This window comes from Nonomuraea jabiensis (assembly GCF_014204795.1).
GTDB lineage: Bacteria > Actinomycetota > Actinomycetes > Streptosporangiales > Streptosporangiaceae > Nonomuraea > Nonomuraea jabiensis.
Genome location: NZ_JACHMB010000001.1, coordinates 944,003 through 963,446, shown reverse-complemented (window position 1 = coordinate 963,446; position 19,444 = coordinate 944,003). Strand labels below are relative to the sequence as shown.

17 protein-coding genes are annotated in these 19,444 nt (G+C 71.4%); 11 read left to right on the top strand and 6 right to left on the bottom strand.

The annotated features are described in order from the left end of the window. Window positions 1-8 precede the first annotated feature (8 nt). A complete protein-coding gene (locus HD596_RS04215) occupies window positions 9-719 on the bottom strand; it encodes a FadR/GntR family transcriptional regulator (protein WP_185067971.1) in 711 nt (236 codons plus the stop codon). Between the two features lie 181 nt (window positions 720-900). On the opposite strand from HD596_RS04215, the gene HD596_RS04210 reads away from it, so the two are divergent. The 5 genes from HD596_RS04210 to HD596_RS04190 are packed head-to-tail and all read left to right on the top strand — an operon-like array spanning window position 901 to window position 7,279. Continuing rightward, the gene (locus tag HD596_RS04210; protein ID WP_185067970.1) at window positions 901-2,505 is read left to right on the top strand and encodes an ABC transporter substrate-binding protein; all 1,605 of its coding nucleotides are present in this window, start codon (window positions 901-903) and stop codon (window positions 2,503-2,505) included. Next, window positions 2,502-3,461: an ABC transporter permease gene (locus HD596_RS04205; RefSeq protein ID WP_185067969.1), complete on the top strand. Its 960-nt coding sequence runs from the start codon at window positions 2,502-2,504 to the stop codon at window positions 3,459-3,461. Before HD596_RS04210 ends, HD596_RS04205 begins: the two co-directional genes overlap by 4 nt. Further along, a complete protein-coding gene (locus HD596_RS04200; protein ID WP_185067968.1) occupies window positions 3,458-5,395 on the top strand; it encodes a dipeptide/oligopeptide/nickel ABC transporter permease/ATP-binding protein in 1,938 nt (645 codons plus the stop codon). The genes HD596_RS04205 and HD596_RS04200 overlap by 4 nt, the downstream gene beginning before the upstream one ends. Then, the gene (locus tag HD596_RS04195) at window positions 5,388-6,377 is read left to right on the top strand and encodes an oligopeptide/dipeptide ABC transporter ATP-binding protein (protein WP_185067967.1); all 990 of its coding nucleotides are present in this window, start codon (window positions 5,388-5,390) and stop codon (window positions 6,375-6,377) included. The genes HD596_RS04200 and HD596_RS04195 overlap by 8 nt, the downstream gene beginning before the upstream one ends. Beyond that, on the top strand, window positions 6,374-7,279 hold the full coding sequence (locus HD596_RS04190; RefSeq protein ID WP_185067966.1) for a dihydrodipicolinate synthase family protein: 906 nt from the start codon (window positions 6,374-6,376) through the stop codon (window positions 7,277-7,279). Before HD596_RS04195 ends, HD596_RS04190 begins: the two co-directional genes overlap by 4 nt. A 1-nt stretch (window position 7,280) precedes the next feature. Here HD596_RS04190 and HD596_RS04185 read toward each other — a convergent pair whose 3' ends face one another. After that, window positions 7,281-7,538 carry a DUF1876 domain-containing protein gene (locus HD596_RS04185; RefSeq protein ID WP_185067965.1) on the bottom strand — a complete coding sequence of 86 codons (258 nt, stop codon included), beginning with the start codon at window positions 7,536-7,538 and terminating at the stop codon, window positions 7,281-7,283. Window positions 7,539-7,697: 159 nt separating this feature from the next. Between HD596_RS04185 and HD596_RS04180 the strand changes: the two genes are divergently transcribed. Further along, a complete protein-coding gene (locus tag HD596_RS04180) occupies window positions 7,698-8,861 on the top strand; it encodes a Fic family protein (protein WP_246554124.1) in 1,164 nt (387 codons plus the stop codon). A 205-nt stretch (window positions 8,862-9,066) separates the two neighbouring features. Here HD596_RS04180 and HD596_RS04175 read toward each other — a convergent pair whose 3' ends face one another. Next, window positions 9,067-10,167 (bottom strand): winged helix DNA-binding domain-containing protein, encoded by a 1,101-nt coding sequence (locus tag HD596_RS04175; protein ID WP_185067964.1) that lies wholly within the window; start codon window positions 10,165-10,167, stop codon window positions 9,067-9,069. 98 nt (window positions 10,168-10,265) lie between these two features. Between HD596_RS04175 and HD596_RS04170 the strand changes: the two genes are divergently transcribed. The 3 genes from HD596_RS04170 to HD596_RS04160 are packed head-to-tail and all read left to right on the top strand — an operon-like array spanning window position 10,266 to window position 14,092. Continuing rightward, window positions 10,266-11,300, top strand: coding sequence for a LacI family DNA-binding transcriptional regulator (locus HD596_RS04170; RefSeq protein WP_185067963.1), 1,035 nt, complete (start codon window positions 10,266-10,268; stop codon window positions 11,298-11,300). A 34-nt stretch (window positions 11,301-11,334) separates the two neighbouring features. Next, window positions 11,335-12,336 (top strand): hydroxyacid dehydrogenase, encoded by a 1,002-nt coding sequence (locus HD596_RS04165; protein ID WP_185067962.1) that lies wholly within the window; start codon window positions 11,335-11,337, stop codon window positions 12,334-12,336. A gap of 58 nt (window positions 12,337-12,394) precedes the next feature. Then, window positions 12,395-14,092 (top strand): serine/threonine-protein kinase, encoded by a 1,698-nt coding sequence (locus HD596_RS04160; protein ID WP_185067961.1) that lies wholly within the window; start codon window positions 12,395-12,397, stop codon window positions 14,090-14,092. On the opposite strand, the gene HD596_RS04155 is transcribed toward HD596_RS04160, so the two are convergent. From HD596_RS04155 to HD596_RS04145, 3 genes are all read right to left on the bottom strand, one after another. After that, window positions 14,089-17,397, bottom strand: a complete 3,309-nt coding sequence (locus HD596_RS04155) for a WD40 repeat domain-containing serine/threonine-protein kinase (RefSeq protein WP_185067960.1) — start codon at window positions 17,395-17,397, stop codon at window positions 14,089-14,091. The two genes, HD596_RS04160 and HD596_RS04155, sit on opposite strands and share 4 nt — an antisense overlap. Before the next feature lie 96 nt (window positions 17,398-17,493). Then, complete coding sequence (locus HD596_RS04150) at window positions 17,494-18,048, bottom strand: GNAT family N-acetyltransferase (RefSeq protein ID WP_185067959.1); 555 nt, start codon at window positions 18,046-18,048, stop codon at window positions 17,494-17,496. Window positions 18,049-18,060: 12 nt separating this feature from the next. Beyond that, complete coding sequence (locus HD596_RS04145; RefSeq protein ID WP_221519179.1) at window positions 18,061-18,570, bottom strand: shikimate kinase; 510 nt, start codon at window positions 18,568-18,570, stop codon at window positions 18,061-18,063. Window positions 18,571-18,608: 38 nt separating this feature from the next. Between HD596_RS04145 and HD596_RS04140 the strand changes: the two genes are divergently transcribed. Continuing rightward, window positions 18,609-18,893: a hypothetical protein gene (locus tag HD596_RS04140; protein WP_185067958.1), complete on the top strand. Its 285-nt coding sequence runs from the start codon at window positions 18,609-18,611 to the stop codon at window positions 18,891-18,893. Between the two features lie 13 nt (window positions 18,894-18,906). Continuing rightward, window positions 18,907-19,398, top strand: coding sequence for a ChaB family protein (locus HD596_RS04135; RefSeq protein ID WP_185067957.1), 492 nt, complete (start codon window positions 18,907-18,909; stop codon window positions 19,396-19,398). Window positions 19,399-19,444: the final 46 nt, after the last annotated feature.

Sequence of the window (19,444 nt, the reverse complement as noted above, 5' to 3'; positions counted from 1 at the left end):
CCCCAGATCTAGCCCCCGATCCGGGCGACGCGGTTGCGCACGCCCTCGAAATGGGCGTGTACGGCGGCCACGGCCGCTCCCCGGTCGCCGGCCAGCACGGCCGTGTAGATGTCGCGATGGCGCCTGACCACGTCGCCCGGCGGCTCGTCGGGCGCGCCCAGCTCGTCGCGCAGCTGGTAGTAGACGTCCCAGAACGCCCCCAGGAGCTGGCTCACCAGCGGGTTGCCGAGCGGGCGGTAGAGGAGGTCGTGGAAGAGGCGGTCGGTCTCGGGGGAGACCGGCCCGGTGGGCGCCTCGGCCTCCATCCTGGCGATGACGTCGGCGACCGGCGTCAGGTCGGCCTCGGGGCCCAGCTCGATGAGGCGCTCGACGAGGCCGCTCTCCAGGATCTCGCGGATCTCGATCAGGTTGGCCAGGTGGTTCTTGCCGTTCTGCAGTGTGATGCGGCTGTGGAAGGTCAGCTCGTCCACCAGCCCCGCCAGCGACATCCGGCCCACGAACATGCCGAAGCCGTGGCGGATGTCCACGATGCCGACCGCCTGCAGGGCCTTGAGCGCCTCCCTGATCGAGTTGCGGCTGACCCGCAGCTCCTCCATGAGCTCCGACTCGGTCGGCAGCGGGTCGCCGGCCACCAGCCCACGCCGGACGATCAGGTCCTTGACGCCCTCCTGGGCCTCCACGGCACGGCTCTGCCGCGCCGCGCGCGGAACTGTGGTCATGAAAATTCCTTTCGCCGTATGTAACATTCCGGAAATCTTCGGTTGACCTCAAGCCGGGGCAGCATCTAGCGTCCACGTTACGGTAAAGATAGGACATGGGATGTCCCACGTTCTACATCAGGCGCCGTCCTAGGCGCCCGATGCAGTAGCGGATCTTGCACTACCCCTCAAGGAGGCATCCGTGAGCTCTGAGTTCAGCCGCCGCGACTTCCTGCGTTACAGCGGGGCGACGGGTGCGGCGGCGTTCATCGCGACGACGCTGTCCGCGTGTTCCGGCGGTCCGGCCTCGACCGGGTCGGTCGGCGCCGGATCCAACAAGGACCTGATCACCGCCGTCATCGGCTACGGCAACGACCAGAGCTGGGATCCGACGCAGACCGCGTCGGCGTTCGCGATGGCGGGGATCAACCACATCTACGAGGGGCTGCTCGACACCGACCCGATCACCCGCGAGCCGTACCCGGCCCTGGCCACCGCCCTGCCCACCGACCTGAACGCGACCTCCTGGAAGTTCACGCTCAGGGACGGCGCCAAGTGGCACGACGGCCGGCCGGTCACCGCCGACGACGTGGTCTTCACCTTCGAGCGGATCCTGGGCCCCGACAACGTCCTGGCCGGCAACTTCTTCAAGTCCTGGCTGCAGGAGGTGAAGAAGGTCGATGACAAGAACGTCGAGCTGGTCTTCAAGTTCCCCTTCCCCGACGCCGCGCCCAGGCTGACCATCGCCAAGATCATGCCCAAGCACGTCTTCAGCCAGGCGGGCGCGTGGGACAAGGCCAAGAGCGGCATGACGATGGGCTCGGGGCCGTACAAGCAGACCGCGCACAACCCCAAGTCCAACACCACTTTCGAGGCGTTCGACGGCTACAACGGCCCGCGCCCGGCCACGGTCAAGAAGATGAACTGGCTGACGATCGTGGACGCCGCCGCCCGCGTGGCCAAGATCTCCGGCGGCTCGGCCGAGGCGCAGATCGCCGACAACATCCCGTACGCCAACGTCGACCAGCTCAAGCAGCAGGGCCTGACGGTCGAGGGCGGCAAGGGCATGAACCATATGTTCCTGATGTTCAACACGGGCGCCAAGCCCTTCGACGACGTACGGGTGCGCCAGGCCCTGCACTACGCGATCGACAAGCAGAAGATGATCGACGTGGCGCTCAAGGGCCACGGCACGGCCTCCAGCTCCTTCCTCAACGAGGACAACCCCACCTACAAGCGGGCCTCGGTCGTCTACGACTACGACCCCGACAAGGCCAAGGCGCTGCTGGCCGAGGCCGGGGTCAAGAACCTCACGATCAACCTCATGGCCGTGAACGTGAGCTGGATCGCCGACTGCCTGCCCACCATCGCCGCCTCCTGGGAGGCCATCGGCATCAAGACCACGCTGGAGCCGCAGGACACGGCCGCGCTGTTCGCCAAGATGGACCAGTTCCAGGACTACCAGGTGGTCGCCGCCGCCTCGAACCCCAACCAGTTCGGCATGGACGCCGACCTCATCCTGCACTACAACTACGTGCCCGGCGGCCTGTGGATGAAGTACAGCCACTGGGACGGCACCGCGGACGCCAAGAAGCTGTTCGCGATGATGGACGAGGCCAGCAAGGAGACGGACAAGGCCAAGCGGACCGACCTTATCCACAAATATCTGGACTTTGTGGCTGAGCAGGCGATCCTCTACCCCGTCGTCCACAACGAGCTGATGACCGCCTGGGACCCGAAGAAGCTCTCCGGCATCCGCGCCCAGCCCTACCCCGGCATCAACCTGCTGCAGGCCAAGAGGACATGACGCTCGTCGCCAGGATGCTGCTGCGGCGGCTCCTCATGCTGATCCCGCTGCTGCTCGGCGTGGTCGCGTTCGTCTTCATCGTGATGCGCTTCTCCAACAGCAAGCCGGAGTACGCGTACTTCCAGGGCGCGAACCCGACCCCCGAGCAGATCCACCAGTTCCAGCTCGAGAACGGCCTGCTGGACCCGCTGCCCTTGCGCTACGTCCGCTTCGTCGCGGACCTGGCCCGGGGCGACATGGGCACCAGCGTGCTCACCAAGAAGCCGGTGCTGGAGTCCATCACGACCGCGCTGCCGCTGACCCTGCAGCTCACGTTCCTGGGCCTGGCCGTCGCGGTGGTGCTGTCGCTGGTGTTCGGCGTCACCGCGGCGCTGTACCGCGACCGCTGGCCGGACCAGGTGATCCGCGTGGTGTCGCTGGTCGGCGTGGCGGCGCCGTCGTTCTGGCTGGCGCTGCTGATGATCCAGTACCTGGCCGTCGGCCAGGGCCTCTTCCCGACCGGCGGCTACATCAACCCGGCCGACTCCACGGCGGGCTGGCTGCAGTCGATGACGTTGCCCGCCCTGTCGCTGTCGCTGCCGATCGCCGCCCAGCTCATCCGCATCATCCGCACGTCGATGGTGGAGGAGCTGGACCGCGACTACGTGCGCACCGCGATCGGCAGCGGCCTGCCGCCGATCGTGGTCGTCGGCAGGAACGTGCTGCGCAACGCCCTGATCACCCCGCTCACCGTGCTCGGGCTGCGCATTGGCTACCTGATCGGCGGCACCGTCGTCATCGAGACCATCTACGGCCTGCCCGGCATGGGCCAGCTCATGATCAACGCCGTGCGCGACGGCGACCCGGCCGTGGTCCAGGGCGTGGTGCTGACCATCGCGGTCGGCTTCATGGTCGTCAACCTGGCCGTGGACGTCCTCTACCTGCTGGTCAACCCCCGCCTCAGGAGCGCCGCATGAGACGTGGTCTGACGGAACGGCTTTCCCGGCCGGGCGTGGCCCTGCGCCGTCTCAAGCCCCTGTCGTGGGTGGCGGTCGGCATCGTGGCCGTGGTGGTGCTGGGCGCGCTGCTGGCGCCGTGGATCGCGCCGCACTCGCCGTACTTCCAGGAGGCCACCGGCGGCGGCCCGTCGGCCGCGCACTGGATGGGCCTCGACAGCGCCAACCGCGACATCCTGTCCAGGCTCCTGTACGGGGCCCGCTGGTCGCTGATCATCGGCCTCGGCGCGACCGGGCTCGCCCTGGTGGCCGGGGCGGTCATCGGCGCGATCGCGGCCACCTCGCGCCGGGCCGTGGACGAGACCATCATGCGCCTGCTCGACGTCGTCATGGCCTTCCCCGGCATCGCGCTGGCGGCCGTGCTGGTGGCGGTGTTCGGCGGCAGCATCCCGGTGCTCGTCATGGCCATGGCCTTCCTCTACATGCCGTCCGTGGCCCGGGTCGTGCGGGCCAACGTGATCGCCCAGTACGGCGAGGACTACGTGGCGGCCGAGCGGATCATCGGGGCGCGCACGCCGTACATCGTCGTCAAGCACGTCGCGATCAACTGCGCCGCGCCCGTGCTGGTGTTCTGCACGGTGATGGTGGCCGACGCGATCGTGTTCGAGGCGTCGCTGTCGTTCATCGGCGCCGGCGTGCGCCCGCCGAACCCCTCCTGGGGCAGCGTCATCGCCGACGGCAAGAACATGGTGCTGCTCGGCGGCTGGTGGGCCACGGTCTTCCCCGGCCTGCTGATCCTGCTGACCGTGCTCGCGCTCAACATCCTCTCGGAGGGCATCTCCGACGCCTGGGCCGCGCCCGCCGCCCGCAGGGCCCCAATAGATCAGCTCGTGAAGAAGGACGACGCGTTCGAGCGGGCCAGGCCCGGCTCCGGCGAGGTCGTCGAGCTGCCCGGGCTGGCCGAGGCCGCCCGCAGGCTGGCCGAACGCGCCCGCCCGCTCCCGCAGGGGCCGCCGATCCTCTCGGTGGAACGGCTGCGGATCGGGTTCGCGGACGGTGTGGACATCGTGGACGGCATCGGCTTCGAGGTGCACCCGGGCGAGGTGCTCGGCCTGGTCGGCGAGTCGGGCTGCGGCAAGTCGCTGACCGCGCTGACCATCATGGGCCTGCAGCCGCGCACCGCCCGCGTCAGCGGCCACGTCCGCTTCGACCAGCGCGAGCTGCTCTCCGAGTCGCGCCGCGCCCGCCGCCGCCTGCTCGGCCACGAGATGGCGATGATCTACCAGGACGCCCTCTCGTCCCTGAACCCCGCCATGACCATCAAGGCCCAGCTCAAGCAGCTCACCCGCCGCGGCGGCCGGCGCACCCCCGCCGAACTGCTCGAACTCGTCGGACTCGACGCCCGCCGCACCCTGTCCGCCTACCCGCACGAGCTGTCGGGCGGGCAGCGGCAGCGGGTGCTGATCGCGATGGCGCTGTCGCGCGAGCCGAAGCTGATCGTCGCCGACGAGCCCACCACCGCGCTCGACGTGACCGTCCAGGCGCAGGTCATCGAGCTGCTGCTGAAGCTGCGCGAGGAGCTGGGGTTCGCGCTGATCCTCGTCTCGCACGACCTCGCGCTGGTCGCCGACGTCACCGACCGCGTGGTCGTCATGTACGGCGGCCAGATCGTCGAGACCGGCGCCACGGCGACCCTGGTCGGCGCGCCCGCCCACCACTACGCCCGCGGCCTGCTGGGCTCGGTGCTGTCGCTGGAGTCTGGCGCCGAGCGGCTCACGCAGATCCCCGGCGTGGTGCCCGCCCCGGCGGACTTCCCCGCCGGCTGCCGCTTCGCCGACCGGTGCCCCATGGCCACGGACGTGTGCCGTACCGAGGCTCCGGTGCTGACGGGGGACACCACGCACGCGGTGGCCTGCCATCATCCGGCGCTCGTAGGAAGTGAGCAGCATGCTTGAGCTGAAGGACGTGCACGTCGTGCACAAGGCCCGCTCGGGCGGCCTGTTCTCGCGGGACCGCGTCCACGCGCTGACCGCGGCGGACCTCACGGTGAGCCCCGGCGAGACGGTCGGGGTCGTGGGGGAGTCGGGCTGCGGCAAGTCGACGCTGGCCAGGGTGCTGGTCGGCCTGCAACGGCCCACCCAGGGCAGCGTGACCTTCCGCGGCAAGGACCTGTGGGCGCTGAAGGAGGGCGAGCGGCGCGCGCTGATCGGCTCCAGCGTCGGGATGATCTTCCAGGACCCGTCCACGGCGCTCAACCGGCGCCTGCCGGTCAGGCAGGTGCTGCGCGACCCGCTCAACGTGCACCGCCGCGGCACCCCCGCCCAGCGCGACGCCCGCGTCCGCGAACTGCTCGACCTGGTGGGCCTGCCCGCCGGCGCCGCCGACGCGCTGCCCAGCCAGCTCTCCGGCGGGCAGCGCCAGCGCGTGGCCGTGGCCAGGGCGCTCGCGCTCGAACCCGACCTGGTCGTGGCCGACGAGCCCACCAGCGCGCTCGACGTGTCGGTCCGCGCCCAGATCCTCAACCTGCTGCTCGACCTGAAGGAACGGCTCGGGCTCGCGCTGGTGTTCGTCTCGCACGACATCCAGACGGTACGCAGGATGAGCGACCGCGTGGTCACCATGTACCTCGGCCGGATCGTCGAGCAGGCGCCCGCGCGGGCCGTGCCTTTGGGCGCCCGCCACCCGTACACGCGGGCCCTGTTCTCCGCCACCCCGGGCCTGATCTCGCCCATCAACCCGATCCCGCTCGTGGGCGTGGTGCCCTCCGCCACCAGACCGCCGAGCGGCTGCCCGTTCCGGACCCGCTGCTGGCGGGCAGACCACCTCTGTGCCGAGGACTGGCCCGCGGCGCAGACCGAGGGCGACCACCTCTTCCACTGCCACCACCCGGTGGCGGCGGGAGCCACTGATGTTGAGCTGATCCAGGAGCGCGCATGACTTTGACCGGTGTCATTCCCCCGGTTTGCACCCCGTTGACCCCTGACTACGAGGTGGACGCCGCCTCGCTGGTCCGGCTGGTCGACCACCTGCTGGCGGGGGGCGTGGACGCGCTGTTCGTGCTGGGGTCGTCGTCGGAGGTGGCGTACCTGACGGACGCGCAGCGCCGGGTGGTGCTGGACACCGTGGTCGGCCACGTGGGCGGGCAGGTGCCGGTGCTGGCCGGGGTGATCGACATGACGACGCCACGCGTGCTCGAACACGTACGGGTCGCGGCCGAGGCGGGGGTGTCGGGGCTGGTGGCGACCGCGCCGTTCTACACGCGGACCCATCCGGACGAGATCCGCACCCACTTCCGGACCATCGCCGCGCGGGGCGGGCTGCCGGTCTACGCGTACGACCTGCCGGTTTCCGTACACACCAAGCTGAGCGCCGAGCTCCTGCTCGGGCTGGCCGCCGAGGGGGCGCTGGCCGGGGTGAAGGACTCCAGCGGCGACGACGGCGGGCTGCGCCAGGTCATCCTGGGCCGCGAGGCGCCCTTCAGCGTGCTCACGGGGTCCGAGGTGACCGTGGACTCGGCGCTGTGGATGGGCGCGGACGGCGTGGTGCCGGGGTTGGGCAACGTGGACCCGCAGGGATACGTCGAGCTCTACCGGTGCGCCTCGCGGGGCGACTGGCAGGCGGCAAGAGCGGAGCAGGAGCGCCTGGTCAGGCTGTTCGAGATAGTCCGTGTAGGCGGCTCACGCATGGGCGGCAGCTCCTCGGGCCTCGGGGCCTTCAAAGCCGCGCTTCACCTACGCGGTGTCATCGACTGCCCGATCACCGCGCTCCCGCAGATTCCACTCAATGACGACGAGGTCGGCCGGATCGGCAAGCTCCTGGCTGCCGCCGGGCTGCTCTGAACTATGCCGTGCCGGCCAGCTGGGCCACGTCGTCCGCGCCGTCCTCGATCAGCTTCGAGGCCAGATTGGACAGGGCCCGCCCAGCGGCCAGCTCGTCCCCGATCCCGGGCACCGGCCGGTCGGTGGGATTGCGTCGGGCGTGCGCCACGCTCTCGTGACGTTTACCGTCCGCGGTGAAGAGCACCGCCGTGGCCGTGGTCACGGCGTCCTCGTCGTCCTCACTGATCCAGATCTGTATGTTCCACTGTTTGTACTCCATGGAGGAACACCTCCCTACCTTCGAGGGTCTCTCTTACGAGCCCAAAGGTAAAGGTCAGGCCCTCGGAATGGCCCTGACGCCGCCCCGGCGACGGGCCTGCCGGGCGTGCTGGTTTCCACGCGGCCCGAGCTCGAGATGCCGCCATAATAGATTGACGCAATGATTGCGTCAATCTATTATGGCGACATGTTGTATGCCACGCCATCCCTCGCCGCGGAAGACGGCCGGGTTCTCGAGGAGATCGAGGCGGCCCGACGTGCGTTGCATCATCAGGTTCGCGCCACACCCGCCAAGTGGACGGCAGGGCTGCGGAAGTTTCTGACCGCCGACGCGGTCGCCGCCTCCAACTCCATCGAAGGCTTCAAGGTCCCCACGATCGACGTGGAAGACCTGATGGAGGGCGAGAGGGATGTGGATGTCTCGGAAGAGAACCGCGAAGAGACCCTCGCCTACCAGCGGATGATGACCTACATCCAGACTCTCCACGACGTCGAGGACTTCCGCTACAGCGCGGGCTTCCTCAACGCGCTCCACTGGATGCTCCAGGGCCACCGCCACACCATGCGCAAACCCGCCGGGCAGTGGCGCAAGGGTCCCGTCTACGTCACCGACGCCCGTGATCCGAGCATCGCCGCCTACACGGCTCCTGAGGCGCTGGACGTACCCAGCCTGATGCGCGAACTCTGCGACTGGCTCAACACCGACAATGGCGATCACCCGCTCATCAGAGCAGCCATGGCACACCTGCACCTGGTCTCGATCCATCCCTGGGCCGACGGCAACGGACGGATGTCACGCTCACTGCAGACCCTGATCATCGCCAGGGACGGGGTGCTCGCGCCGGAGTTCTCCTCCATCGAGGCATGGCTGGGCAGGCCGGGCAACACCTGGGAGTACTATGCCGTGCTCGCCCGGCGCGGCGCGACCTATCATCCGGACCAGGATGTTTCCGACTGGATCCGTTTCAACCTCACTGCCTACCACCAGCAGGGACAAACGGTAAAAGCCCGTCTTGAGCGCTCTAATCGGGTATGGGTGCTGCTGGATGAGTTCGCCCGGCAACGGCGGCTCGACGAACGCGTGGTAACCGCTCTGCACGATGCTGCGATATCCGGACGCGTCCGCCGCACTCGCTACGAGAGCGCCGAAGGCCTCAGCGTTCAACAAGCCCAACGCGACCTACGCGACCTGGTCACCGCCCAACTGCTCACCCCAGTCGGTAAGACCCGTACTCGCTTCTACACCACCGGGCCGGCCTTCCCCGAGGAGGTGCTGGAGGTGGCCCGGACCCCGTCACCCCTGGTCGACCCCTACGCTCCCTAGACCGCGGCTTTCTGGGCGGGCGGTGGCCACGCGTCGGGACGATCCGCCTCTAAGGGCGCACTCCTGGCGTGTGGGCTGACGACTCGCCCAGGCTTGATCGCCTGACGAATCGGCGAAGCGGCATTGGGGCCGCGTCCCCCAATGTCACAGCCTGAGCTCCTGTGCGCGAAGCGCTGTCCGGTGAAGACCGTGCGTTTCCCCCGGGTCAGGGCTTGGAGGGGCCGTCGGTGACCGTGATTTCGTGTTTGTCGCCCGGGGCCAGGAACTCCAGCAGCCTCCGCGCCTCCGCCTCGACCTCGTCCATGACCGGGATCGGCGTCCACCGGTGGATGGTGAGCGTGGAGGTGCCCTTGGCGCGGGTGACCGTCCAGTCGCCGGCGGTGAAGCCGTCCACCAGGATGACGCGCGGCACCACGTTCGTGCCCATGAAGCCCTGGAGGGCGGTCGCTCCCGTGTCGGTGATGGCCCGGGAGCGGTCGGCGTACGACAGGAAGAGGTTGTCGAAGTCGTACATCAGCCGCACCGGCGCCGGGGTGTCCTCGCCGGGCCGCACGGCGTCCGGCAGGTCGTACAGGGTCCGGCCCGCCTCGTCCCTGAAGCGGACCAGGTCGAGCGAGTCCACCACCTCGCCCAGCCGCGTCAGCCCCGACCACGTCTGCACGTCCATCACCGACGCCGGCCCGAACGCCGCGAGGTAGCGCCGCACCAGCTCGGCCGGCGTCATCGGCGGCACCTCGAAGCCCAGCCAGGACTCGGCGCTCGTGTGGGCGATAGGCCCGCTCTTGCCCCATACGCCCCGGGGCGGCACCTGCACGAGCGGCACCAGCCACCGCACGCCCTGGCCGAGCGCGTGCGGATCGTTCGACGGCCACCGCTCGGCCAGCCTCCGGCCCAGCTCGGCGAACGTCATGGGCCGCTCCTCCAGCAGCGCCCGCCCGACCGCCGCCAGCTCGTCCAGGTCGACCCCCTCCAGCTTCTTGCCGAACGTCGACCTGGTCATGCGCCCGATGGCCGGCTGCAGCAGCGGCCGGATGGCCAGGCAGTCGCGGGCGGAGACGAGGTGGATCGTGCCGCGCTGCAGCGCGATGCGTACGAGCTCGCGCGAGAGCAGCAGGTCGGCGGCCTCGGCGGGTTTGAAGCCCTCCACGCGGTTCCACAGGCCGGTGTACCAGGTGTGCGGGGTCTGCGCCTGGAGCCCGCCGAGGCGCTCCACGACCTCGATCACGGAGTTGTCGGTACGGCGCAGCAGGTGCTGGCGGTCGAGCGTGGCCCGGTTGAGCGCCCTGCGGCTGATGAGGGGATCCATGGGTCAAAGGTAGGGGCTGATGAGGTCGATTCCAGTCCTCAATCGCGATTGTTCGCATGAAATCAAAACGATCAATTCGAAAGGCATAGGATCGACGCATGTCCGTCGAGCAGCGCCACCGGCTCATCCTCCGCCAGGTCCGCGACCGCGGCTCGGCCCGGGTGGCCGACCTGGCCGAGGCGCTGGGCGTCTCCGCCGTCACCCTGCGCAGGGACGTCGAGCACCTGGCCGCCCAGGGCCTGCTCACCAGGGTCCACGGCGGCGTCACGCTGCCCGCCGAGGCCCCGACCCCGCGGGCCGGCGCGCTGACCGTCGGCATGCTGGTCCCGACCGCGCACTACTACTACCCGGCCGTGATCAAGGGCGCTCAGGAGCAGGCGGCCAGGGCGGGGGCGCGGCTCGTGCTCGGCATCTCCCGGTACGAGGACGCCGAGGACCGCGCCCAGGTGCGCCAGCTCGTCAAGGACGGCGCCGACGGCCTGCTGCTCACCCCGAGCAGGCAGCCCGACGGCTCCCACGTGGAGTGGCTGGCCGGGCTGAGCGTCCCAGCCGTGCTCGTGGAGCGCCGGGCCGAGCCGGCCGGTCCGGCCGCCACGCTCGACGCGGTCGCCTCCGACCACGCCCACGGCGCCTACCTCGCCGCGCGCCACCTGGCCGAGCTGGGTCACCGCGGGCTCGCGCTCGTCGCCTACCCCAGCCCGACCACGCCCGGGATCAGGGCGGGCCTGCTGGCGGGCGCCTCGGCGCTGGGCCTGGACGCCCCCGCGGAGATCGTCATCGACCGTGACCGCATCGACGAGGTCGTGGCGGGCGTGCTCGGCCTGGTGCGCGCCCGGGGTGTGACGGGCCTGCTCGTGCACAACGACGAGGACGCGCTCACGCTGGTCAGGCACCTGGTCGCGGCCGGCGTGGACATCCCGGGCGAGGTGTCGCTGGTCGCCTACGACGACGAGGTGGCCGCGTTCTGCTCGCCCTCGCTCACCGCCGTGGCGCCGCCCAAGGAGGAGGTCGGGCGCTGCGCGGTGGACCTGCTGATCGCCCGCCTCACCGCGGGCGCCGCCCCGGTCGGCCGCCACGTGGCGCTGCTGCCCGAGCTGAGGCCCCGGGAGTCGTCCGCAGCCCCTTCGTTATGATCGGTTCGATCGTATTGATTGCGGGGAGAGCGATATGAGCGAATCACGGCCGAAGACGCTGCTGGCCATGGGGCGACCGGTGGCGGCCCGGCTCCTCACCGGCGAGGTGCGCGACCGCCTGGTCGGCATCGCCGACGTGGACCCCGGCCTGGTGGCCGAGGACTTCGCCGATCCGGCCGTGGCCGAGGCGCTGGCCGGCGCCGAGGTGCTCTACACGAGCTGGTGGTGCCCGCCCGTCACCGGGGACGTGCTGGCCAGGGCGCCCAGGCTGCGCGCGATCGTGCACGCCGCCGGCACCGTGAAGCACCACGTCACCGAGGCGTGCTGGGAGCGCGGCATCGTCGTGTCGTCCGCCGCGGCGGCCAACGCCGAGCCGGTCGCCGAGTTCACGCTGGCCTCGATCCTGTTCGCCAACAAGCGCGTGCTCGACATCGCCGCGCTCTACCGCGAGCGGCGGGCGCGGATCGACGCGGACGGCCTCTTCCCCGGGTTCGGCAACTACCGGCGCACGGTCGGCATCGTCGGGGCCTCCAGGATCGGCCGCCGGGTGATCGAGCTGCTGCGGCCGTTCGAGCTCGACGTGCTCGTGGCGGACCCGTACCTGACGGAGGACCTGGGCGTGCCGCACGTCGAGCTGGACGAGCTGGTCGAGCGGTGCGACGTGGTCAGCCTGCACGCGCCCTCGCTCCCGGAGACCAGGCACCTCATCGACGCCGCCCGGCTCGCCCGCATGCGCGACGGCGCCACGCTGATCAACACGGCCAGGGGCGCGCTCGTCGACCAGGACGCGCTCGTCGCCGAACTGGCCGGCGGGCGGCTGTACGCGGTCATCGACGTGACCGAGCCCGACCCGCTGCCCGCCGACTCGCCCCTCTTCGACCTCCCGAACGTCCTGCTCACCCCGCACATCGCCGGGTCGCTGGGCGGCGAACTGTCCCGGCTGGCCCACCAGGCGCTCGACGAGCTGTCCAGGTACGCCCAGGGCCTGCCCTTCCGGTACGGCGTCGAAGCGGAGTCGCTGGCGACAAGCGCGTGATGCCCGTCCTACCGGGGGCCGATGGCGCGGGCAGCGGGTCGGCCCTACGCTGCTCTGCATGCGCAAACGGGTGATCGACGGCCGCTTCGAGCTCACGGAGCGGCTCGGTGGCGGGGGCATGGGCCTGGTGTGGCGGGCCTGGGACGTGGCCCTGCACCGCGAGGTCGCGCTGAAGGAAGTACGCCCACCCGACCCCTCCATGGACGAGCACGACCCGGCGGGCGCCCGCGAGCTGCGGGCCAGGGTGCTGCGCGAGGCCCGCGCCCTGGCCCGGCTGAACCACCCGCACGTCGCCACCATCCACCACATCGTCGACCCCGGCGAGCAGGGCTACCCGTGGATCGTCATGGAGCTGGTCACGGGGGGCTCCCTCCAGGACCGCATCCAGCGCGGGCCCATGTCGCCCCAGGAGGTGGCGCGCCTGGGCCGGGAGGTGCTGTCCGCGCTGCGGGCCGCGCACGCCGTCGGCATCCAGCACCGCGACGTCAAGCCCGCCAACGTCCTGTTACGCGAGGACGGCCGGTCGGTGCTCACCGACTTCGGCATCGCGGCGGTACGCGAGTCCACGAGCCTGACGGCCACCGGGTCGTTCATCGGCTCGCCCGAGTACATGGCGCCCGAGCGCATCAACGGCGTCGAGGGCGACCCGGCCTCCGACTTCTGGTCGCTCGGCATGATGCTGTACGTGGCGGTGGAGGGGCGGCACCCGCTGCGCAGGAGCACCACGCTGGCGACCCTGGCCGCCGTGCTCAACCAGGAGGTGCCGCAGCCGGAGCGCGCCGGGGCGCTCACCCCCGTGCTGAACGCGCTGCTCCGACGCGACCCGGCGGCCCGCCCCGACGCCGAGACCCTCGACCGCATGCTGGCCGCGGCGGCCGACCCCGGCGCGCCGCCGCCCCCGATGCCCCCCGCCCCCGCCCCGTCCGCGACAGGCCCCGGGATGGGCCCCGGGATGGGTCACGCGACAGGCCCCGGGCCGCACTCCGCCCACACGGTGCCGCCCATGGGAGGTCACCCGGGGCCGCCCAGGGCCGGGCAGACCATGCCGCCCGGGTACGGGCACGCGCCGCAGCAGCCCCCGTGGGGCGCGGCGCCGATCCCGAAGGCGACCACCGTGCACTCCCGCCGCCGCGGCGCCGGCCGCACCGTGGGCATCGTGACGTCGGCCGTCGCGGTCACGGTGGCGGGCGTGCTGGTGTGGCAGCTGCTCCCCTCCGCATCGAGGGGCATCACGAAGAAGGACCCGTCGGCGCGGTCCACCTCGGAGGAGGTCACCGATCGCGAGTCCCCGGACGCCGGCACGCCCGCCACGCCCGGCAACCTGCACACCCCCGCGGGAATGCGGGCCCTGATCGCCAAGATCAAGGCCCAGCTCGGCGACACCAGGGTCGTCAGGATGACGGTGTTCCCCACGTACGCGTCGATCGAGGCGCCGCTCAAGCGCGACAAAGAGCTCTATGACACCTACTTCTACCGCGACGGCGAGATCACCCGATCGAGCGCCGGCGGCAGGGTGCGCACCCCTGTCGTGGACCTGGAGAAGTACAACTGGAACGCCCTCCCCGCCCTGTTCCGGAAGGCGAACAAGGACCTCGGCGTCCCCAAGCCGACCTCGCGGTACCTGATCGTGGACCCCGACTACGCGTTCGCCAACCCGCGGCAGGTGCTGCTCGTCTACGCGTCCGACGACTACCGCTCTGGCTACCTGGTCGCCAACCTCCAGGGCAAGGTGGTCAAGGTCTACGCGAGCGACTAGCAGATCTTCTGGTATCCGCTCTCCGGGATCAGCCGGGTCCACTCCGCCTTGCTCAGCGACCCGCCCGCCCTGGCGCACACCTCCTGGGCCGCCAGCGCGGGATCGACCGGGCTCTCGCGTACGGTGCCGTCCAGCCCGACGCCGCGCAGCCGCTTGCCGTCCTGGGTGAAGGCCGGTCCGGCGGCCCACGAGCCCGCCTGGCCGACCTCCCGCATCGTGCCGGCGTCCCAGAGCGAGGTACGGGCGGCGTCGATGGCCAGCAGGTCGCCGCCGGGGGAGAAGCGGAGCTCGTCCACCGGGGCCGTCCCCGTCTGGATGGTGCCCCGCGCCTTCCCCTTGCGCAGGTCCCAGAGGAGCACGTGCCCGCCCTCCAGCCCGAACGCCAGCGTGCGCCCGTCGGGGGAGAAGGCGAGCGCGGTCGGCGCGGGCGGGTCCTCGCCGGCCTCGGCGGACCGGTCGAGGTCCAGCGGGGTGATCGCACCGGTGCGCAGGTCGAGGAGCTTGGCGCCGGCGGCCAGCGTCGAGCCGTCGGGGCTGAAGGCCATCGCCAGGTCGCCCGCGCCCTCGTACGCCTTGATGCGCCGCCCCTTGCGCACGTCCCAGGTCTCCAGGGTCCTGCCCCGCGCGGTGGCCAGCGTGTCGCCGGCGGGGGAGAGGGCCACGGCGAGCACGTCGCCGCCCGCGTCGATGGCGGCGACCCGGCGGCTGCTGGTCACCTCCCACACGGTCACGGGGTCGCCCGCCACGGCGAGCAGCCGGCCGTCGGCGTCGAAGGCCAGGTCGCCGGCGGCGGCGATGCGGCCGAGCGGCTTGCGCTCCACGGTGTCGGTGAGCTCGATGGAGTCGCCGACCTCCTTGGCGGCGACCCGGCCGTTGCCGGAGAAGGCGGCGGAGGGCGCGTCCTCGGACGGCACGGGCAGCCCCGAGACGTCGAGCGAGACGACGGAGCCGGTGCCGCTCAGGTAGCGCAGCGAGCGGCCGTCGGCGGAGAAGGCCAGGCCGCGCTCAGGGTTCCGGAGGGGGTAGGCGCCGGCGAGGCGGCGTTCGGCGACGTTCCAGACCCGGACCTCGCCGTCGCCCGGCAGGGCGAGCAGGCGGCCGTCGGGGCTGAAGGCGGGCGGGCCGGCCGAGGTGTGCCCCAGGGAGTCGCCTCCCACCACCTCGACGGCGCGCACCGACTCCCGGGCGGCGCGCCCGTCCGCCCGGAACATCTCGGGCGTTCCGGACGCCGCGGGGTTCGGCGTGGTCGCCCGCTTGGGGGCGACGGGGCTCGGGGGCCTGGCCGCCACGAGCGTGATCCCGTCGCGCCCGGCCACCGCCAGCGTGGTCCCGTCGGGGCTGAACGCCAGGGCGGGCGCCGCCGCGTCCGCGCCGATGGGCGGCTTGACCGAGATGGTGCCGGTCCTGGTCCGGCCCGCCAGCTCCCACAGCTCGACCCGCCCGGTCAGGCTGGAGAAGGCGGCCTTGGTCCCGTCCGCCGAGAGCGCCACCTGGCGGTCGGCGACGTCGAACAGCAGCCGCCCGCCCCGGTAGACCCTGGTCCTGTTGCCCTGGCCGACCGCGTAGGTGACCGGCTCTAAGGGCGCGCGTCCCGTGGCCACCTCGAACGGCCGGCCGTCGGCCGCCTCCGCGAACCTCCCGTCGTCGCTCAGCACGCTCCCCGCCGGCAGCCCGTACGAGGCGACCCGCTGCCCGCCCGCCAGGTCCCAGACGGCGACCGTACCCGTGCCCCATTTGACCAGCTGGTCGCCGCGCAGCAGGTAACGCGCCCGCAGGTCGGCGGCCGGGTCGGTGAACACCCCCAGCTCCGGCTGCACGAGCGAGGCCTGCAGCGCCGCCCGCGCCTCGAACACCGGCGACAGCTTCCAGGCCGCCACGCTCAGCCGCATCGCCGTGCGCGGATCGGACGACCGCAGCGCCTCCGCCCTGGCGGCCACGGCCCGCGCGTTGGCCTCGACGAGCCGGCCGCGCAGCTGGTTCTGCCCGTGCACGGACACCACGGACAGCGTCACGGCGATGGCCAGCACGGCGGCCAGCGCCGCCAGCGCGGGCGTGACCAGCCTCCTGCGCTGCTTGGACAGGGCCACGCTGTCGTTGACGAAGTCGCGTTCGAGCTGGTTGAGGCGCAGATGGCGGCGCTTGGTCGCGGCCCAGGCGAGCGCCGTGTCGAGCGCCTGGCCACGGAAGAGGTGGCTCCTGCCGCGCCGGTGCTCCGACCAGTTCCTGGCGGCGTCGCGGATCTCCCGGTGCACGTGCATGCTCTCGCGCTCGTCCTCGACCCAGGCGCGCAGCCGGGGCCAGGCATGGTAGAGGGCCGCGCTGGCCGGGGCCACCCGCTGGTCGCTGACCGCGACGAGCTTGCCGACGGGCGTCTCGGTCGGCGCCACGCGCACGCTGCGCCGTACCAGGAGACCCGCCTCCATGAGGGGGCCGAGCACGTCGCCCTCGTCGTGCGGGCTGTCGCCGTCGAGCAGGCGCAGCAGCAGCCCCGGCACCTCCGCCTGCTGCCGCGGCGTGAGCGCGAGGTAGACCTCCTCGGCCACCTCGCCCAGCGAGCGCTGCCCCGCGTGCCCCTCGGGCGGCCGCACGTCGGCCGGGCTGTCGATCCGCAGCTCCAGCGCGGTGGGCCGGTCGGCGGGATCCTTGGCCAGGGCGCGCCCGACCAGCTCGCGCAGCGGCTCCGGCAGCGCGCCGAGGTCGGGGTCGACGGTCAGCAGCCGGTGCAGGACCCCGCCCAGGCTCGTCCCGCTGAACGGATCGTCCCCGGTGGCCGCGAACAGCACCACCGCGCCCCACGCGAACACGTCGGCCGCCGCCCCCGAGTCGCGCCCGGTCAGGACCTCGGGGGCCGTGTACGTGTACGTGCCGCCGGCCGGCACGCCCAGCTCGATCACCTTGGGCCCGTCGGCGGCCAGCAGCACGCTCTCCGGATTGAGCCCCCGGTGCGTCAGGCCCGCCTCGTGCAGCGCGCGGAGCGCCGACGCCAGCGCCCCGGCCAGCGCGACCAGCTCGTCGCCCGCGTAGGGCCCGTGCAGCTCGACCGCGCGCCGCAGGTCGGGTCCGTCCACGTATGCGCTCACCACGTACGGCACGCCCTCGTCGTCGCCGACGGCGACCACCTCCGCCAGATGGGGGCAGGTGACCCGCTCGAACCGGCGACCGACCTGGCCACGCGGCACCGTCACCGCGAAGCGGCGCCCCTCGTCGTCGTAGGCGTCGTAAACCACGCCGCGCCCGCCCGCGCCGAGTCTGGCCGCCAGCCAAAAGCCGCCGAGCCTCTCGGGGTCACCGGGCACCAAGCGCATCGTCACTGATGCTTAGATGCACGCCACTGCCCAATGGTTGTCCCAAAGACGCCACAGGTCCCCCGCGCGCCTCGGGGGACCCATGCGTCATGATCATTATGCCAGGCTTCCGGATCTTGCCGGCCATTCGTGCCGGAGCACCGACATGAGCACCGCGTCGTGCCACTCGCCGTCCCACAGCAGGGCGTCGCGCTCGACGCCCTCCTCGACGAAGCCGACCTTCTTGTAGACGTGCCGCGCCCGCTCGTTGAAGGCGTAGACGCCCAGCCTGATGCGGTGCAGCGGCGTCGTGGCGAAGGCGTGGTCGAGGACCAGCTCGATGGCCTCGGTGCCGTAGCCCTTGCCGAAGGCGCGCTCGCCGATGAGCGCTATGCGGAGGTTGCAGGCGAGGTTGTGCTGGTCGAGCTCGTTGAGCACGATCTCGCCGACGTATTCGCCGGCGGCCATGATGGCCAGGTCGAGCCGGTCGGCGTGGTCCTTCCTGGTGGCGTACCACTGGCGGGCGGCCTCGCGGTCGATCTCGCCGTGCGAGCCCGTCAGCCGGCCCACCTCGGGGTCGGAGACCAGCTCGAAGAGGCCGTCGACATGCTCGGGGCCGACCGGGCACAGGGTCACGCGGTCACCCGTCAGGGTGGGCTTCTCGGCGAACATCCCCTTTGGCTATCAGTGCCGATCGCCCTCGGGCAAACCCATTTCCCGCAGCGTCGCGTCCCGCACCTGTTCGGGGGTCAGCTCGCCGACGTCGCACCTCAGGTCCGCGACCTCCCGGAAGAACGGCTCGCGGCGGGCCCGCATGGCGGCGGGGCCGAAGCCGGGGCGGTGGCTGCTCGACTTCATCCGCTGAGCCAGCACCTCGTCGGAGGCGTCCACCCAGACCACGAACGCCTTGGCCAGCGCCGCGCGCACCTCGGGGAACTCGACCGTGCTGGCCGCCGCCGCGATGACCTCCGGCTCGCCGGCCAACTGGTGCAGCACGTGGTCGGCCTCGTAACGGTGCAGGGCGTCCGCGCCCTCGCGCTCGGCGATCTGCGCGGCGGTGCCGCCGTACCGCTCCTGGAGGAACGGATCGCTGTCGCTGAACGGCAGCCCGAGCGCCTGCGCGATCAACCGGCCGGCACTCGACTTGCCCGAGCCCATAAGCCCGACCAGTACGACTGGTTTGTTTTTCGACATGGGGATAGAGGTTCCTTCGTGTCAAGGAGGTAAATCTGATGACCATCGCCGGAAGCATCATCCTCATCATGCTCGGCGCAATCCTCACCTGGGCCGTCGAGTTCGACCTCGCCGGTCTCGACATCAACGTAGTGGGGGTGATCCTCATGCTCGGCGGCCTCGTCGGCCTGCTGTTCGGCATCTACAGGATCAGCGTCACCCGTAGGGCGGTCGCACCCGTCGACGAGCCGGTTCACCGTCACGAAGTCTACGAGGAGCCCGAAGCCACCCGCCGGACCACCGTGTACGAGGAGCGCCGTCGCTACGACGAACCACCGCTGTAGGAGGTGAATCGACATGCCAGCTGTTGAAGAGCTGCCGTCGACCATCAAACGTTCGCCGAAGAAGGCACAGAACACGTGGATCAAGGCGCACGACAACGCCGTGAAGGAGTACGGCGAGGGTCGGCGCGCCCACATGACCGCGTTCGCCGCGCTGAAGCACTCTTTCGAGAAGGTGGGCGACCACTGGGAGCCGAAGGAGAAGAAGGGCCCTTCGGACGAGAGAGCGGCGATGACCCGGCCCGGGAAGGCCACCGAGATGGCCCGGGCCGGGAAGGCCGCGGTGACCCGGACCGCCAAGGCCGCGATGTCGCGGACCGCCAAGACGGCCGGCAAGACGGCCGCCAAGACGGCCGAGGGCGTCAACGCCAACGCGACCAAGGAGCACCTGCAGGAGCTGGCCGCCAGGCTGGACGTGCGCGGCCGGTCCAGGATGACCAAGCAGGAGCTGGTGAACGCCATCAAGAAGGCGAACAGGAAACTGACCGCGAAGGCCCGGACCCGCTGACGGGAGCCGTCCTGCTCAGGGGTCCGCGCCAAAAGGGAGGGCCGGG

Coding starts and splice junctions, on each gene's coding strand:
- HD596_RS04215 (WP_185067971.1), bottom strand. CDS start 719: ATGACCACAGTTCCGCGCGCGGCGCGGCAGAGCCGTGCCGTGGAGGCC.
- HD596_RS04205 (WP_185067969.1), top strand. CDS start 2,502: ATGACGCTCGTCGCCAGGATGCTGCTGCGGCGGCTCCTCATGCTGATC.
- HD596_RS04200 (WP_185067968.1), top strand. CDS start 3,458: ATGAGACGTGGTCTGACGGAACGGCTTTCCCGGCCGGGCGTGGCCCTG.
- HD596_RS04195 (WP_185067967.1), top strand. CDS start 5,388: ATGCTTGAGCTGAAGGACGTGCACGTCGTGCACAAGGCCCGCTCGGGC.
- HD596_RS04190 (WP_185067966.1), top strand. CDS start 6,374: ATGACTTTGACCGGTGTCATTCCCCCGGTTTGCACCCCGTTGACCCCT.
- HD596_RS04185 (WP_185067965.1), bottom strand. CDS start 7,538: ATGGAGTACAAACAGTGGAACATACAGATCTGGATCAGTGAGGACGAC.
- HD596_RS04180 (WP_246554124.1), top strand. CDS start 7,698: ATGATTGCGTCAATCTATTATGGCGACATGTTGTATGCCACGCCATCC.
- HD596_RS04175 (WP_185067964.1), bottom strand. CDS start 10,167: ATGGATCCCCTCATCAGCCGCAGGGCGCTCAACCGGGCCACGCTCGAC.
- HD596_RS04170 (WP_185067963.1), top strand. CDS start 10,266: ATGTCCGTCGAGCAGCGCCACCGGCTCATCCTCCGCCAGGTCCGCGAC.
- HD596_RS04165 (WP_185067962.1), top strand. CDS start 11,335: ATGAGCGAATCACGGCCGAAGACGCTGCTGGCCATGGGGCGACCGGTG.
- HD596_RS04160 (WP_185067961.1), top strand. CDS start 12,395: ATGCGCAAACGGGTGATCGACGGCCGCTTCGAGCTCACGGAGCGGCTC.
- HD596_RS04155 (WP_185067960.1), bottom strand. CDS start 17,397: ATGCGCTTGGTGCCCGGTGACCCCGAGAGGCTCGGCGGCTTTTGGCTG.
- HD596_RS04150 (WP_185067959.1), bottom strand. CDS start 18,048: ATGTTCGCCGAGAAGCCCACCCTGACGGGTGACCGCGTGACCCTGTGC.
- HD596_RS04145 (WP_221519179.1), bottom strand. CDS start 18,570: ATGTCGAAAAACAAACCAGTCGTACTGGTCGGGCTTATGGGCTCGGGC.
- HD596_RS04140 (WP_185067958.1), top strand. CDS start 18,609: ATGACCATCGCCGGAAGCATCATCCTCATCATGCTCGGCGCAATCCTC.
- HD596_RS04135 (WP_185067957.1), top strand. CDS start 18,907: ATGCCAGCTGTTGAAGAGCTGCCGTCGACCATCAAACGTTCGCCGAAG.